This window comes from Streptomyces sp. NRRL F-5122 (assembly GCF_001507435.1).
In the GTDB taxonomy this organism is placed as follows: domain Bacteria; phylum Actinomycetota; class Actinomycetes; order Streptomycetales; family Streptomycetaceae; genus Streptomyces; species Streptomyces lannensis.
This window is the reverse complement of sequence record NZ_LMWH01000243.1, coordinates 84,193-98,930: the sequence shown is the minus strand read 5'-3', so window position 1 is coordinate 98,930 and position 14,738 is coordinate 84,193. Positions and strand designations below refer to the sequence as shown.

The window sequence follows — 14,738 nt, the reverse complement described above, 5'->3', positions numbered from 1 at the left end:
TTCGAGCCACACCCCACCCCCAACCCGGGGGCACTTATTCAACCGGTCCAGGAGCGATCCGGCGTCGAAGGGGGCTGAGGGAAAGCGGGATACCAGTCGCTGGGCGCCCGGTTGCTGCTCGTGATCAGCGAGCATCCCTGCCGTTCGGACACGAGTAGGCCCTCAGGACTCCGATGGCTCAATTGCGTAGCAAATCGTTCGGGATGAGGACTCATCTCGAAGATGCAGGAGGAGTTTTCGTGTCCTCGTAGTGAGCACTCCCGCGGACACGCGAGCACCAACGGTGGCTCACTCGCTCACCGCGGCAGCCTTACAGGCCCCTGCATTGACATGATCTTGGCCAGCACAGACGGCAGTCGCATGGTGAAACCGGCTGGCTCACAATCGACTTGCCGTGCCGTCTGCCCGTGCTGCAACGATCACCCGCCGATCTATGAGGACCTGATACGCGATTGGGGTGACGTCGTCGCCGAAGCTCAACGCGCCGCGGAACACACGCACCACCAGGCAGCGCAATTGCTGCCCGGACGGGACGCGGGTCAGCAAGCCCGTCATTGGGACGGCGGCACCGGAGCCGCTGCGGCTGGTCAGCCGGAGTGGCGCGGGTCGCCGCCGTAGCAGTGAGCCCCGGCGCGGGTACGTCCGCATGTCCCCGTCCTCGCCCAAGGACCAACGCGGCCCAGGCGGGCCGACGGCACATCGAACCAGGAAGACCGGAAAACCGCAGATGGATTACTCTCCTCATGCCGTCGACACCTCACGGCGCCCTGGTGTGCCCCGGGTGCGACCCCTACGCCCCGGACATCGCCCCGCCCGCCGCCGACGGCCACAGCGGCTCGGCCCCGGCGACGACGAGCGTCGGACCGGCCACAACGGTCCACCGGGACCCTGCGGGCTCCGTCCGTGGCACGACAGACTTCCGGACGGCGAGGCGGAGTCCAGCACTGCCATGGCCGTGGCCGCACGTCGCCGCCGACGCCGAGCCCCTGCCGCCCGCGCGGACGGGGCGGCGCCGTCGTCGGCTGGCCCGCTGGAGGAAGAACAAGCGCCGGGCGGTGGTCGCGAGCGACGACCGGAAGCCCGGCCTTGGTCCTTCGCGCACGCCGTCGACGCCGTCCATCTCACCCTCCCCCAGCCCGTCCCCCAAGGCCGGCGTCCCGAAGGAGTCCGGGACGCCGCGCGTTCCCCTTCCCGACCGACCCTCACGCTGCCCGGCGGCGGTGTGTGTGCATGACGGTGCCCCGGTACTCGTCCGGGTGACGAGCACGGGCACCGTCATACGCGGCGGGCGTCAGCCCTGGGAGGCCCTGCGGCGCCGCAGCGCCAGGTAACCGCCCGCGGCCACGAGCGCCGCCGCAGCGCCCGTCAACAGGCCTACCGGCGCGCTGCTGCCGGTCTCGGCCAGATCGCCGCTGCCGCCCTGCGCGGACGGGGATGCGGCGGCCGACGCGGCGGCACCGCCCTCGCCGGACGAAGCACTCGGCGAGGCCGACGCACCTGCCGAGTCCGAAGACGAGGGCGACACGGAGGCGGACGGCGTCGTACCGCCACCACCGCCCTCGGAGCCCTTGCAGTCGGTCCAGAACACCTTGTGCTTGGCGGCGCCCTTCTCGCCGTCGAAGTTCCAGAACAGCTTGTAGTGCCCGTCGGGCAGCGACACGTCCGCCGTCCGGCCGTGACCCTGGCCATCCAGGGTGATGGCGCCGGCCTTGACGGTCTCGCCCTTGGTGTCGGCGGTCGGAGCCCAGGCCTCGATGTACCAGTCGACCTGCTGGACCGCGTCGAAGCCGAAGGCGTCGAGGTAGAACGTGCAGACGTGGGGCTCGTTGCGGCGCAGCTCCTCGCCTGTCTTGGCGTCGTGGATCTTCACTGTGCCGTTGTCACCGGGAGCGGTGGCGTGCGCGGCCGGCGCAAACAGCAGCACGGCCGAAGCGCCGGCGGTCAGCGCGCCGGCGCGGATGAGGGTACGCATGGGGTAGGCCCATCTTCGGGATACGAATGGGAAGATGTGGAGGGGGCGGCTCAGCATCCGGTCCGGCCTGACGATGGGTCAAGCACGAACAGGTAACGGACGGACCTATCGCCGACGCGGGAGCCATCCTCGGGACCCGGCGGGCGTCCCACCGCGTGTGGAGGGGCCATCTCGGCGCCTCTGACCCAACTGGGCATGCTGGCGGCTATGCCCGTCTAGCCGGCATCGCCGTCTTTCACCAGGACGATGATGTCTCCGGTGGGCGTTCCTGTGACCGGGTATCCCCGGGAGGTCATCAAAGCTGAGAGGGCAGCCTGCACGGCAAACCGCATGCCGTCCCGGGAACCGCCGCCAGGCTTGTCAGCAGCCAGCGCACTGAATCCGTCAGACGTCGCCCACGCGACCAGTACCCCGCAGGGGTGTCACTGACCTGGAGACCGGGCATCTGACAATCCCCTCCGCCAACCACCTCAAATCCCGCCTGGTTCAGAGCATGCAGGACCTGCGCGACAAGCTCATCCACCTCAGACGACTCATTCCTCGCCTGCCCGCTGCCGGGCCCTTCATGCTCACGCGTGCGGCGGACTTTGTGGACGATCTGTAACGCTCGCAAGATCAGCACCACACAGATGATGTGTTGCCCTCATGGCGGCGGGCCGTCACCCGTGCTACTTGAAACCCGCTTGCGCTGAAGGAAGTGACCCCCGGACGTGGGTCGGGCCGCCTGCCCTCCAGGGGGAGGTACGCGGGCGGCATCGTGCAGGGGTGGAGCCGTTTGCCCCCGGTTGCGCGCGACGGACTTGCCTTCCGGCCGCGTAGAGCAGACGACGGATTCACCCACGGAGGGGAATGCACAGTGACAGCGCGTGCACTCAAGGGGGCACTGAGGGGTGCCAGGGGTACAGCGATCGCGGCGGCGGCGATGGCCGTGCTGACCGCGTCGCAGGCGCCGAGGGCGGTCTCGGCCGAGGCCGCGGAGCCCGCGCGGAGGGCGGCACCCGCCGAGCAGGGCCTCGGCGTGTCCGGCGACACCCCCTACCGCACCGGTCTTCCCCCGCTGCGGACGCGGAAGAAGGGCTCGGCACAGGGGGTGACGGGCGGCGACGCCCTGCCCGCGAGCGTGTTCGCCGCGTACCGGCGTGCCGAGGAGGAGCTGGCGCGCAGCGCGCCACGCTGCCGGCTGCGCTGGCAGCTGCTGGCCGCGATCGGACAGGTGGAGTCCGGGCAGGCACGGGGCGGCCGGGTGACCCGGGACGGGACGACCGTGACGCCCATCCTCGGCCCGCGGCTGACCGGCGGCGCCTTCGCCGTCGTGGCAGACACCGATGGCGGTGCGTACGACGGGGACGCGGTGTACGACCGCGCGGTAGGCCCGATGCAGTTCATCCCGTCCACCTGGGCCCGCTGGGGAGCAGACGGCAACGGCGACGGACTGAGGGACCCGAACAACGTCTACGATGCGGCGCTCGCCGCCGCCCGCTACCTGTGCGCGGGCGGCCGGGACCTGTCGAACCCCGCCGACCTGGACCGGGCGATCCTGGGCTACAACCACTCCGACGCCTATCTGCGCACCGTCAAGGCGTGGTACGCGTACTACCTGACCGGACACCGCGTGGTGCCGGACGCATCCGACGGTTCCCGGTCGGACCGGCCGAAGCCCGCCCGCCCGAAGAGGCCGAAGCCGTCGGACGACCGGGAGCCGGGCCCTGGTCCTTCGCACACGCCGTCGCCCCCGCCCACCTCGCCCTCCCCCAGCCCGTCCCCCAAGGCCGGCGTCCCGAAGGAGTCCAGGCCGCCACTGGTTCCCGTCCCCGAACCGACCCTCACGTTGCCCGACTTCGGTGTGCTGCCGGACGCGGGACCGCTGACCACCGGCAACGGCGGGAACACGATGGACGTCTCCCCCTCCACAAATGCCACTACCCGGCGGTAATGTCGCCACCCGCCGGAAGCACAGGACCGGCGGGTGAGTGCGAAGGGGCCCTCATGGCGACGGACATGCCTGCGGACACAGCGGCCGACGACGAGCGTTGGCAGCGCATGTGGAGCCATCGCGAGCAGCTGCTCAAGGTGGCCCGGCGGCGATCCATGAGCCGGGAGGACGCCGAGGACGCCGTTCACGAGGCGATGCTGCGGGCCGCGGAGCGCCCGGACCTCGACGACGAGCGGCTCGGCGCCTGGCTGACGACGGTGACGATGCGGCTGTGCGTCGACCGGCACCGGCAGGTCAACCGCGAGGCCGAGGTGGGCAGCCGCCGCACACTCGTCGCGCCGGGCCCGGTATCCGTCGAGGAGGCGGTGTGCGACCGGGCCGAGGCGAAGTGGCTCGCCGTGCGCAGCGGTGAGCTGCCCGCCCGGCAGGCGGAGGCGCTGCGGCTGAAGTCGGAGGACCTGGACGTCGGCCAGGTCGCCGTGCGCATGGGGCTGAGCTACCGGACCGTCGAGTCCCTGCTGGCCCGCGCCCGGCGAACGCTGCGCGCCTCGCTGGCCGGGACGCTCGGGCTCGTGCTGTTCCTGCTGGGACGTGGCCGCCCGCGCGCGGGCGGCAAGGCGCACACGGTGGCCGTGGCCTCGACGGCGGCGACGCTGGTGGTGACGGGCTTCGCGCTGCCGTACGCGCTGGACGGCGGCGGGAAGGGCCCGGCGCCCCGGCCGGCGGTGTCCACCGGTGCCGGGGCGATCCGGCCGGACAGCACGGCCCGGGCGTGGGTCCGGGGGACACCCGAAGCCGCACGCAAGCCGACGGGCCGAGCGCACCAGCCGGCCGCGTCCACTGCCGGCGGGGCGTCGGCGAAGATGTCCGTGCCACCCCCGCCGGCCGTCCTGCCCGCCTCGCTTCCGAGCCTGTCGGCTCCCGCGGTACCGCGGGTTCCGGACCTGCCGGTTGTGTCGGCCGTCCCCGCGCCGCCGTCGGTCCCGCCGGTCCCGGCCCCTGACGCCGTACCGTCCGCCCCGCTCTCCGTACCCACCCCGAGTACGCCTCGCGTGAAGCTGCCGTAGGGCCCGCGAACCCGTCCGAAAAAAATCCGGGTCCGCCGCGACGGACGCCCCGCCCCTCCCCGTAGAGCAGTCGTCGGAGCTACTCACGGGCGAGGGCACGGGCGAAGGGCGGGACCGGATGGGTGTCGAGATCTGTGTGGAAGGGCTGACCAAGTCCTTCGGTCACCAGGTCATCTGGCAGGACGTGTCACTGACGCTGCCCGCCGGGGAGGTCTCGGTCATGCTCGGCCCCTCCGGGACGGGCAAGTCGGTGTTCCTCAAGACGCTCGTCGGCCTGCTCAAGCCGGACCGCGGCTCGGTCACGGTGGCCGGGCGGGACATCACCAAGCTGCGTGAGCACGATCTGTACGAGGTGCGGAAGTTGTTCGGCGTGCTGTTCCAGGACGGCGCGCTGTTCGGCTCGATGAACCTGTACGACAACATCGCCTTCCCCCTGCGCGAGCACACCCGCAAGTCGGAGAGCGAGATCCGGCGGATCGTGCTCGAGAAGATGGACATGGTCGGGCTGCTCGGCGCCGAGGCCAAGCTGCCCGGCGAGATCTCCGGTGGTATGCGCAAACGCGCCGGGCTCGCCCGGGCGCTGGTCCTGGACCCGGAGATCATCCTCTTCGACGAGCCGGACTCCGGCCTCGACCCGGTGCGTGTGGCCTACCTCAACCAGCTCATCGTCGACCTCAACGCGCAGATCGACGCGACCTTCCTCATCGTCACCCACGACATCGCCTCCGCCCGCCAGGTCCCCGACAACATCGGGCTGCTGTTCCGGCGCGAGCTGGTGATGTTCGGGCCTCGTGAACAGCTGCTGACCAGCGACGAGCCGGTCGTCCGCCAGTTCCTGAACGGCCGGATGCAGGGGCCGATCGGCATGGCGGAGGAGAAGGACGCGGCCCAGGTCGAACAGGAACTCGCCCAGATCCGGGAACCCACCAGGACTCCCGGCAGCAGGCCCCTGACCCCCCGCCTGCTGCCGGGCCCCGGCATCACCCGACCGCCCCGCTGGGAGGCGATCGCGACACGGGAGGCCGAGCTTCAGCGGAAGGAGGTGACCGGCGCATGAGCCTGTCCCCCACCGGTGCACTACGGCACTCTGGCAACCTGTTCGCGATGGCCCTGGACGTCGTCCGGACCCTGCCCCGACGGCCTTTCCAGGTAAGGGAGTTCATCCAGCAGGCGTGGTTCGTCGCGAGTGTCACGATCCTGCCCACCGCCCTCGTGTCCATCCCCTTCGGCGCGGTCATCGCGCTCCAGATCGGCAGCCTGACCCGGCAGCTCGGCGCCCAGTCCTTCTCCGGGGCCGCGTCCGTGCTCGCGGTGCTGCGCGAGGCCTCGCCGATCGTCACGGCCCTGCTGATCGCGGGCGCGGGAGGCACGGCGATCTGCGCGGACCTCGGGGCGCGCAAGATCCGGGACGAGATCGACGCGATGCAGGTGCTCGGCATCGACCCGATCCACCGGCTGGTGGTGCCGCGCGTGCTGGCCTCGATGGTGGTGGCCGTGCTGCTCAACGGTCTGGTGTCGGTCGTCGGCGTCGCGGGCGGCTACTTCTTCAACGTCATCCTGCAGAACGGCACGCCCGGCGCCTACCTGGCCTCCTTCACCACCCTCGCCCAGCTGGACGACCTGTGGGCGGCCGAGCTGAAGGCGCTGGTGTTCGGGGCGATCGCCGCGATCGTCGCCTCCTACAAGGGGCTGACCGCGCAGGGCGGGCCGAAGGGCGTGGGCGACGCGGTCAACCAGTCGGTTGTGATCACCTTCATGTTGCTGTTCGTGACCAACTTCGTGATGACCGCGGTGTACTTCCAGGTCGTCCCGCAGAGGGGTTAGCCAATGCGACTTCTCAGCCGTCCACTGGGCGCTCTTGAAGAGCTCGGATCCCAGCTCTCCTTCTACGGGCGCTCACTGGCCTGGACGGGCCGCACCGTGCGCCGCTACAAGAAGGAGATCCTGCGGCTGCTCGCCGAGGTGAGCTTCGGCCGAGGCGCCCTCGCCGTCGTCGGCGGCACGGTCGGCGTGATCGCCTTCCTCTCCTTCTTCACCGGTACCGAGGTCGGCCTCCAGGGCTACGCGGCCCTCAACCAGCTCGGCACCTCCAACTTCGTCGCGTTCCTGTCGGCGTACTTCAACACCCGGGAGATCGCCCCGCTGGTGGCCGGACTCGCCCTGTCCGCGACAGTCGGCGCCGGGTTCACCGCGCAGCTCGGTGCGATGCGGATCAGCGAGGAGACCGACGCGCTGGAAGTGATGGGCGTCCCGTCGCTGCCGTTCCTGGTGACGACGCGGATGATCGCCGGCTTCGTCGCGGTGATCCCGCTGTACGTGATCGGGCTTTTGTCCTCGTACCTCGCCGCCCGGACCATCACGACCGGTTACTACGGGCAGTCGACGGGCACGTACGACCACTACTTCCACCAGTACCTGCCACCGGTCGACGTCTTCTGGTCCTTCGGCAAGGTGATCGTCTTCGCCGTCCTGATCATCCTGGTGCACTGCTACTACGGCTACCACGCGAGCGGCGGCCCGGCGGGCGTCGGCGTCGCGGTCGGCCGTGCGGTGCGGACCTCGATCGTCGCCATCAACGTCCTGGACTTCTTCCTGAGCCTCGCGATCTGGGGCGCCACCACAACCGTACGAATCGCGGGGTGAGGCCGATGAGAGCACTGAGGCTCAGGTTGTACGGCGTCGCGTTCATCGCCGTGCTCGCGCTGCTGCTGTCGCTCGCCGTGGCCGTCTACGAGCAGGCGTTCACGCCGGTCGTGCGCATCACGCTGCAGGCCGACACGCTCGGCAACCAGCTCGAGCCGCGCGCCGACGTCAAGCTGCGCGGGCTGCTGGTCGGCGAGGTTCGGGCGACGCACGCGGACGGGACGAAGGCCACGCTCGACATCGCGCTCAAGCCGCAGTACGTGTCGTACATCCCCTCGGACGTGCAGGCGCGGCTGCTGCCCAAGACGCTGTTCGGCGAGAAGTACGTCGACCTCGTCGCTCCCGCCGGCGCCGCGCATGCGTCGGCCCGGCCCATCCGTGCGGGCGACGTCATCACCCAAGACCGCACGAAGGTCGGCATCGAGGTACAGCAGCTGATGAACGACCTGCTGCCGCTGCTGCGCACGGTACGGCCGGGTGAACTCAACGCCACACTCTCGGCGTTCGCCACCGCGCTGGAGGGCCGCGGCGACCGCATCGGCGACAACCTCACCCGGGTCGAGGGCTATCTGCGCCGCCTCAACCCGCACATGCCCTCCCTCGAGGAGGACATCACGCGGTTCGCGGACGTCGCCGAGGTGTACGGCGACGCCGCGCCCGACTTGATGCGGATCCTGCGCAACACGGTCACCACCAGCCGAACGATCGTCGAGAAGAGGGGCCGGCTGGCCTCGGCTCTGCGCGCGACCGCCTCCGTGGCAGGCACGGCGAACGACTTCCTGTCCGAGAACGGCGACCGGCTTATCACCCTGGGCCGGGTCTCCCGCCCCACGCTCGAGCTGTTCGCCCGCTACTCCCCGGAGTACCCGTGCCTGTTCCAGGGCCTGGTCCGGCAGGAGAAGGCCTCGGAGGACGCGTTCCGGGGCGGCGAGATGCGGATCACCCTCGAGGTCGTCCGGCCGCAGGGGGCGTACCGGCCCGGTGAGGAGCCGGTGTACGGCGAGCGGTCCGGCCCGAACTGCCGCGGCCTGCCGCACCCGCAGGTGCCCGGGCCGAAGCCCCATCTCGACGACGGTACGTCGGCCGGAGGTTCCGGCGGCGCACTCCCCGGAGGTGTCGACGTGTCCGCCACCCGGGCCGAGCAGCGGGCCGTCGGCTCGCTCGTGGCCCCCGTCATGGGCGTCCCCGCGGACCGGGTGCCGCCCGTGGCGACCCTGTTGTTCGGACCGCTCGCGCGCGGAACGGCGGTGAGTGTCGCATGAGCAGGTCAGGAGCCCGGCAGACCGCCGCCCCGCTGATCAGGTTCAGCCTCTTCGCGCTGGTCACGATCGCGGCGACGGCGCTGCTCGCCGCCACCATCGCCAACGTCTCCTTCACCCCCAAGGACACCTACCACGCGGTGTTCACCGACGTCACCGGGCTGGAGACCGGCGACGACATCCGGGTGGCCGGAGTGCGGGTAGGAGAGGTCGAGGGCATCCGGATCAAGGACCGGACCCTGGCGGAGGTCACGTTCACCGTCAGCGCGGACCGGCCCCTGCTCGCCGGGACCCACGCGGTCGTCCGCTACCGCAACCTGGTCGGCCAGCGGTACATCGCGCTCACCGAGGGCACAGGCGACGTCACCGCCCGGCTGCGGCCGGGCGGCACCATCCCGCTGTCCCGGACCCAGCCGGCCCTGGACCTCAACGCCCTGCTGAACGGCTTCAAGCCGCTGTTCGCGGCGCTCAGCCCGAGCGACGTCAACCAGCTCGCCACCGAGATCGTCCAGACCCTCCAGGGCGAGGGCGGCACGGTGAACAGCCTGCTCGCGCACACGGCCTCGCTCACCAGCACCCTCGCCGACCGCGACAAGCTGATCGGATCGGTGATCGACAATCTCAACACCGTCCTGGAGACGCTCGACAAGCGCGGGTCCCGCTTCTCCGGGCTGCTCACGCAACTGCGCCGGGTGGTCTCGGGGCTGTCCGCCGACCGCAAGCCCATCGGGGAGTCGCTGGTGAGCATCGGCGACCTCACGGACGTCACGTCGGGGCTGCTGAAGGACGCGCGTCCACCGCTGAAGGACGACATCGCCGGGCTCGGCGATCTCACCGGAACGCTGAACAAGAACGAGAACACCGTGGAGGGCGTCCTGAAGCGGCTGCCGAACAAGCTCGAGAAGCTGACGGGGACCGCCTCGTACGGCTCGTGGTTCAACTTCTACCTCTGCGACTTCGACGGCCGGATCGTGCTGCCGAAGACCAAGCGGGTGATCACTCCGGAGCTCCACGTGGCACGGGCGAGGTGTGGCGGATGAGCATGCGCATCAGGCGGCGCACCGTCCGCCGACCCGAGCCGCTGGTGAGGGTCCGAGTCCTGCCGCCCAAGCTGCCGAAACTCCCCAGGCTCCTGCCGAAGCGCAAACCACGCCCCGAACCCCTCGTGAAGGTACGCGTCCTGCCGCCCAAGCTGCCCAGGATCCGGCTCAAGCGACCGCGCCTGAAGCCCTTCCGCGAGCGCAACCCGGTCGTCGTCGGCGCCGTCGGCCTCACCGTCCTCGCGCTGCTCACCGTTGCCGCCTTCAACGCCGACAGCCTGCCGCTGATCGGCGGCGGCGACACCTACAGCGCGGCCTTCTCCGAGGCCGGCGGGCTCAAGCCGGGCGACGAGGTACGGATCGCCGGGGTCAAGGTCGGCAAGGTCGAGCGCGTCGACCTGGACGGCGACCACGTCAAGGTGACCTTCAAGGTAAAGGACCGCCCGGCGTTCGGCACCGACACGGGCGCGGCGATCCGGGTCAAGACGATCCTCGGCGCGAAGTACCTGGCCCTGTACCCGAAGGGGCCCGGCCAGTTGAAGCCCGGCAGCGAGATCCCGCTCCGGCGGACCGTGTCGGCGTACGACGTCGTCCAGGCCTTCAGCGACCTGACGACCACCACCGAGGAGGTCGACACGGACCGGCTCGCGAAGGCACTGGACACGATCTCCGTCACCTTCCAGGACTCCCCCGCGGAGGTGCGGGCGTCGATCAAGGGGCTGTCGCGGATCTCTCGGACAGTCGCCGCCCGTGACAAGGCGCTGCGCGGGCTCCTCGACCATGCCAACGGAGTCACCGATGTGCTGGCCGGTCACACGAAGGACTTCTCCGCGCTGGTGAAGGACGGTGACGCCCTGTTCAAGGAGATCGGCAAGCGGCGCGCGGCGATCCACAAGCTGCTCAAGAGCTCCGCGCTGCTGGGCATCGAGCTGTCCGGCCTGGTCGACGACAACAGCAAGGAGATCGGGCCCGCGCTGAAGAACCTCGACACCTTCGTGACGATGCTCGAACGCAACCAGGCGAGCCTCGACCGCAGCGTCCGGCTGCTCGCCCCCTACGTACGGCTCTTCACCAACACCCTCGGCAACGGCCGCTGGTTCGACTCCTACATCCAGAACCTGGTCGCCGCCCCGGTCACGCCGCGGACGGGAGGCACCCGATGACCCGCAGACTCCTGGCCCTGTTCACCGCGCTCGCGATTCTCGTCGGCCTGGCCGCCGTCCTCTGGCCGGGCCCCGGCCCCGTCCACGTCACGGCGTACTTCCCGCGCACCGTCGGCATCTACCCCGGCTCCGACGTCCGCGTCCTCGGCGTCCGCATCGGCGAGGTCGGGAAGATCACGCCGGAGGGCGGCCGGGTACGGGTCGAGCTGGAGTACGACCGGGGCCGCAAGGTCCCCGCCGGCGCACAGGCCGCCATCGTCAACTCCTCTGTCGTCAGCGACCGTTACGTGCAGCTGCTGCCGGTGTACCGCAAGGGCGCCGTGCTGCGGGACGGAGACGTCATCCCCGAGTCCCGTACGGCCGTCCCCGTCGAGCTGGACCGGATCTTCGACAGCCTGCACACCACCGCCGACGCGCTCGGCCCGAACGGCGCCAACAAGAAGGGCTCGCTGTCCCGGTTGCTCGGGGTGAGCGCGGACAACCTCCAGGGGCAGGGCGAGAACCTCAACCAGACGGTGGAGGACCTGTCCCAGGCGGTCACCACGCTGTCCGACGGGCGCGGCGACCTGTTCGGGACCGTGCGGAACCTTCAGGTGTTCACGACCGCGCTGGCGGCGGACGACACCAGCGTGCGGTCGTTCAACACCGACCTCGCCGACGTGGCCGGGCAGCTCGCCGGGGAGCGCAAGGATCTCGCGGCCGCGCTGAAGTACCTGGCCGCCGCACTCGGCGACGTGTCCGGCTTCGTGAAGGGCAACAGGAAGGCGCTGGCCTCGGACGTGAAGGGCCTGGCCAAGGTCACCAAGGTCCTCGTCACCCAACGGGACGCTCTGGAGGAGCTGTTGACCGTCGCCCCCACGGGCCTGTCGAACCTGCAGAACGCCTACAACCCCGCCGCCGGCACTCTCGACACCCGCAACAACGCACAAGCCCCGCAGGATCCGTCATCCCTTCTCTGCTCGATCCTGAAGACTACCGGCGACGACCACGACAACTGTGCCGGGCTGAAGAGGCTCTTCGACTCCCTGCCCAAGGTTCCGTCGGCCCCGGCGTCGACGGGGACGGTCGACAAGACCCTCGGCGGAATTCTGGGGGCACCGGCATGAGCGTGCGGCGCAAGGGGCGGGTGGCCGCCTGGACGGCGGTCGGCTCGCTGCTGCTGACCGGCTGCGAGTTCAACGGCTGGTACGACGTCCCGCTCCCCGGCGGCGCCGCCTCGGACGGTCACGCCTACCACGTCACCGTCGAGTTCCGGGACGTCCTGGACCTGGTGCCGCAGTCGGCGGTCAAGGTCAACAACGTCACCGTCGGCGCGGTCGAGAAGGTGGAACTGGACGGCTGGCACGCCCGCGTGCGGCTCAGGATTGCCGACTCGGTGAAGCTGCCCGGCAACGCGGTCGCCGATCTGAGGCAGACCAGCATGCTCGGCGAGAAATACGTCGCCTTGTCCGCGCCGGCCGGCACGCGGCCCGTCGGACGGCTCCACGACGGCGACCGCATCCCGCTGTCCCGCAGCGGCCGCAACCCTGAGGTCGAGGAGGTGCTGTCGGCCCTGTCCGCGCTGCTCAACGGCGGTGGGGTGGCCCAGCTGAAGACGATCACGGTCGAGTTGAACAAGGCCCTCAGCGGCCGCGAGGACCGGGTCAGGTCCCTGCTGAAGCAGCTCGACACGTTCCTCGGCGGCCTCGACGACCAGCGGGCGGAGATCGTGCGCGCGTTGAAGGGCGTCGACCGGCTCGCAAAGCGGCTGAAGAAGGAGAAGAAGACGATCGCCCTGGCCGTCGACACCATGCCGCCCGCCCTGAAGGCCGTCGCCGACCAGCGCAAGGACCTGACAAAGATGCTCACCGCCCTGTCCAGGCTCGGCAAGACCGGCACCAAGGTGGTGAACGCCTCCCACGACGACACCGTCGCCAACCTGAAGAAGCTCCAGCCCATCCTGCATGAGCTGAACAAGGCCGGCGACGACCTGCCCAACTCCCTCGAAATCCTGACCACTTACCCGTTCCCGCGCAACGCGACGGACGTCGTCAAGGGCGACTATGTCAACCTGAAGATCACCGCCGACCTCGACCTGGCGGACCTCTACGGCAACGTCACCGGCCGACCTGGCAAGGGCGGGAAGTCCCCGGCCCCCGGGACACCGCGTCTTCCCGGCGTCCCCACACCCGCCCCCCTCCCGTCCACCCCGTCCGTGCCGGGCACCCCTTCCGTGCCCTCCGTACCCTCCGCGCCCGCCGTGCCCTCGACTCCCTCCGACGGCAGCACCCTGCTGTGCCCGCCGGTGTGCACCGCTGCCTACGGCACCGGGGGCGGCTCGCGTCGCCTCCCGCCAGGGGTCGATCCCGGCCTCGCCGAGCTGATGCTGAAGGGGATGCTGCCGTGATCACACGTACGGTCAGGGCCCAGCTGCTCGCCTTCGCGACCGTCACCGCCCTCGGGGTGTCGTACGTCGGCGCCCGCTACACGGGTCTGGTGGACGACGTCCTGCACCGCGGGTACACCGTGCGTGCCGACTTCGCCGAGTCCGGGGGCGTCTTCCCCGGCGCCGAGGTCACCTACCGGGGGGTTCCGGTGGGCCGCGTGGGCGATCTGCGGCTGACCGGGTCCGGGGTCTCGGTGGCGCTGAAGATCGAGGACGGCGCCCCGAAGATCCCGGCCGACACGCTCGCGGTGATCGCGAACCGTTCGGCGGTGGGCGAGCAGTACGTCGACCTCCAGCCACGGCGGTCGGACGGGCCGTACCTCATGGACGGCAGCCCGATCCCGCGCAGCCGCACCCGGACCCCGCTTCCGGTCACCGACCTGGTCCTCAGCCTCGACCGGCTGGTCAACTCGGTCGGCAAGGACGATCTGCGGGTCACCGTCGACGAGCTGGGCAAGGCGTTCGCCGGCACCGGACCGAACCTGAGCCGGCTGGTCGACTCCGGCGACGCGCTGCTGGAGTCGGCATCCGAGTCGCTCCCCCAGACGGTCTCGCTGATCGAGGACTCGCGGAAGGTGCTCAAGACGCAGGCCGACCAGGGCTCGGCCATCAAGTCGTTCTCCCGCGATCTTGCCACGCTCACCGAACAGTTGAAGTCGAGCGACGGTGATCTGCGCCGACTGATCGGCACCACCGCGCCCGCCGCGCAGGAGATCGACTCCCTGCTGAAATCCACGCGGCCGCACGTGCCGGTCCTGCTGACCAACCTCATCAGCGGCGGCCAGATCACCGTGGCCCGGCTGCCCGGCGTCGAACAGGCCCTGGTCACGCTTCCGCTCAATGTCGCGGGCAGCTACACGGTCATTCCCGGCGACGGCACCACCCACTTCGGACTGACCGTGAACGCCGACGCCCCTCCCGCGTGCACCCAGGGCTACGGCACCCAGCGGCGCGACCCCGCCGACACCGGCACGCGCCCGGCGAACACCGACGCGCGCTGCACGCTGCCGCGCGGCAGCAAGACCTCGGTGCGCGGAGCGCAGAACGCGCCCGGTGCGACGACCGGTCGGTACAGCGCCGGCCAGGCCGCGTTCGTGGCCCCCTACGACCCGGAGACCGGCACCGTGACCGGCCCGGACGGAACGCCCGTCGAGATCGGCTCGACGGGCGGGGAACAGACCGTGTTCGGAAAGGAGTCGTGGCAATGGCTGCTCGTGGGACCGATGGTGTGAGAGG

The 14,738-nt window shown here is 70.5% G+C and carries 13 protein-coding genes; 11 read left to right on the top strand and 2 right to left on the bottom strand.

What is annotated here, in order from left to right:
* Positions 1-378 precede the first annotated feature (378 nt).
* Positions 379-546 carry a hypothetical protein gene (locus ADL25_RS49180; protein ID WP_159045023.1) on the bottom strand — a complete coding sequence of 56 codons (168 nt, stop codon included), beginning with the start codon at positions 544-546 and terminating at the stop codon, positions 379-381.
* A 745-nt stretch (positions 547-1,291) separates the two neighbouring features.
* Positions 1,292-1,972, bottom strand: coding sequence for an LPXTG cell wall anchor domain-containing protein (locus tag ADL25_RS28005; RefSeq protein WP_059130617.1), 681 nt, complete (start codon positions 1,970-1,972; stop codon positions 1,292-1,294).
* An 856-nt stretch (positions 1,973-2,828) separates the two neighbouring features.
* On the opposite strand from ADL25_RS28005, the gene ADL25_RS28000 reads away from it, so the two are divergent.
* The 11 genes from ADL25_RS28000 (at position 2,829) to ADL25_RS27950 (ending at position 14,734) form a co-directional block, all read left to right on the top strand.
* Positions 2,829-3,905 carry a lytic transglycosylase domain-containing protein gene (locus ADL25_RS28000; RefSeq protein ID WP_420711371.1) on the top strand — a complete coding sequence of 359 codons (1,077 nt, stop codon included), beginning with the start codon at positions 2,829-2,831 and terminating at the stop codon, positions 3,903-3,905.
* Positions 3,906-3,970: 65 nt separating this feature from the next.
* Positions 3,971-4,972, top strand: a complete 1,002-nt coding sequence (locus ADL25_RS27995) for an RNA polymerase sigma factor (protein WP_420711370.1) — start codon at positions 3,971-3,973, stop codon at positions 4,970-4,972.
* Positions 4,973-5,090: 118 nt separating this feature from the next.
* Positions 5,091-6,029, top strand: coding sequence for an ABC transporter ATP-binding protein (locus tag ADL25_RS27990; RefSeq protein WP_059130614.1), 939 nt, complete (start codon positions 5,091-5,093; stop codon positions 6,027-6,029).
* Positions 6,026-6,796: an MlaE family ABC transporter permease gene (locus ADL25_RS27985; protein WP_059130613.1), complete on the top strand. Its 771-nt coding sequence runs from the start codon at positions 6,026-6,028 to the stop codon at positions 6,794-6,796. Before ADL25_RS27990 ends, ADL25_RS27985 begins: the two co-directional genes overlap by 4 nt.
* Before the next feature lie 3 nt (positions 6,797-6,799).
* On the top strand, positions 6,800-7,615 hold the full coding sequence (locus ADL25_RS27980) for an MlaE family ABC transporter permease (protein WP_059130612.1): 816 nt from the start codon (positions 6,800-6,802) through the stop codon (positions 7,613-7,615).
* A 5-nt stretch (positions 7,616-7,620) separates the two neighbouring features.
* Positions 7,621-8,877 (top strand): MCE family protein, encoded by a 1,257-nt coding sequence (locus ADL25_RS27975; protein WP_059130611.1) that lies wholly within the window; start codon positions 7,621-7,623, stop codon positions 8,875-8,877.
* Positions 8,874-9,914 (top strand): MCE family protein, encoded by a 1,041-nt coding sequence (locus ADL25_RS27970; RefSeq protein WP_059130610.1) that lies wholly within the window; start codon positions 8,874-8,876, stop codon positions 9,912-9,914. Before ADL25_RS27975 ends, ADL25_RS27970 begins: the two co-directional genes overlap by 4 nt.
* Positions 9,911-11,077 carry an MCE family protein gene (locus ADL25_RS27965; RefSeq protein ID WP_420711369.1) on the top strand — a complete coding sequence of 389 codons (1,167 nt, stop codon included), beginning with the start codon at positions 9,911-9,913 and terminating at the stop codon, positions 11,075-11,077. Before ADL25_RS27970 ends, ADL25_RS27965 begins: the two co-directional genes overlap by 4 nt.
* On the top strand, positions 11,074-12,183 hold the full coding sequence (locus ADL25_RS27960; protein WP_199839219.1) for an MCE family protein: 1,110 nt from the start codon (positions 11,074-11,076) through the stop codon (positions 12,181-12,183). Before ADL25_RS27965 ends, ADL25_RS27960 begins: the two co-directional genes overlap by 4 nt.
* Entirely contained in the window at positions 12,180-13,463 is a 1,284-nt protein-coding gene (locus tag ADL25_RS27955; protein WP_059130609.1) for an MCE family protein, read from the top strand. The genes ADL25_RS27960 and ADL25_RS27955 overlap by 4 nt, the downstream gene beginning before the upstream one ends.
* Positions 13,460-14,734: an MCE family protein gene (locus ADL25_RS27950; protein ID WP_059130608.1), complete on the top strand. Its 1,275-nt coding sequence runs from the start codon at positions 13,460-13,462 to the stop codon at positions 14,732-14,734. Before ADL25_RS27955 ends, ADL25_RS27950 begins: the two co-directional genes overlap by 4 nt.
* The last annotated feature ends 4 nt before the right edge of the window (positions 14,735-14,738 follow it).

What these genes read in the sequence shown, in the direction of transcription:
- ADL25_RS28005 (WP_059130617.1), bottom strand. Translation starts at nt 1,972, where the DNA reads ATGCGTACCCTCATCCGCGCCGGCGCGCTGACCGCCGGCGCTTCGGCC.
- ADL25_RS27995 (WP_420711370.1), top strand. Translation starts at nt 3,971, where the DNA reads ATGCCTGCGGACACAGCGGCCGACGACGAGCGTTGGCAGCGCATGTGG.
- ADL25_RS27990 (WP_059130614.1), top strand. Translation starts at nt 5,091, where the DNA reads ATGGGTGTCGAGATCTGTGTGGAAGGGCTGACCAAGTCCTTCGGTCAC.
- ADL25_RS27985 (WP_059130613.1), top strand. Translation starts at nt 6,026, where the DNA reads ATGAGCCTGTCCCCCACCGGTGCACTACGGCACTCTGGCAACCTGTTC.
- ADL25_RS27980 (WP_059130612.1), top strand. Translation starts at nt 6,800, where the DNA reads ATGCGACTTCTCAGCCGTCCACTGGGCGCTCTTGAAGAGCTCGGATCC.
- ADL25_RS27975 (WP_059130611.1), top strand. Translation starts at nt 7,621, where the DNA reads ATGAGAGCACTGAGGCTCAGGTTGTACGGCGTCGCGTTCATCGCCGTG.
- ADL25_RS27970 (WP_059130610.1), top strand. Translation starts at nt 8,874, where the DNA reads ATGAGCAGGTCAGGAGCCCGGCAGACCGCCGCCCCGCTGATCAGGTTC.
- ADL25_RS27965 (WP_420711369.1), top strand. Translation starts at nt 9,911, where the DNA reads ATGAGCATGCGCATCAGGCGGCGCACCGTCCGCCGACCCGAGCCGCTG.
- ADL25_RS27960 (WP_199839219.1), top strand. Translation starts at nt 11,074, where the DNA reads ATGACCCGCAGACTCCTGGCCCTGTTCACCGCGCTCGCGATTCTCGTC.
- ADL25_RS27955 (WP_059130609.1), top strand. Translation starts at nt 12,180, where the DNA reads ATGAGCGTGCGGCGCAAGGGGCGGGTGGCCGCCTGGACGGCGGTCGGC.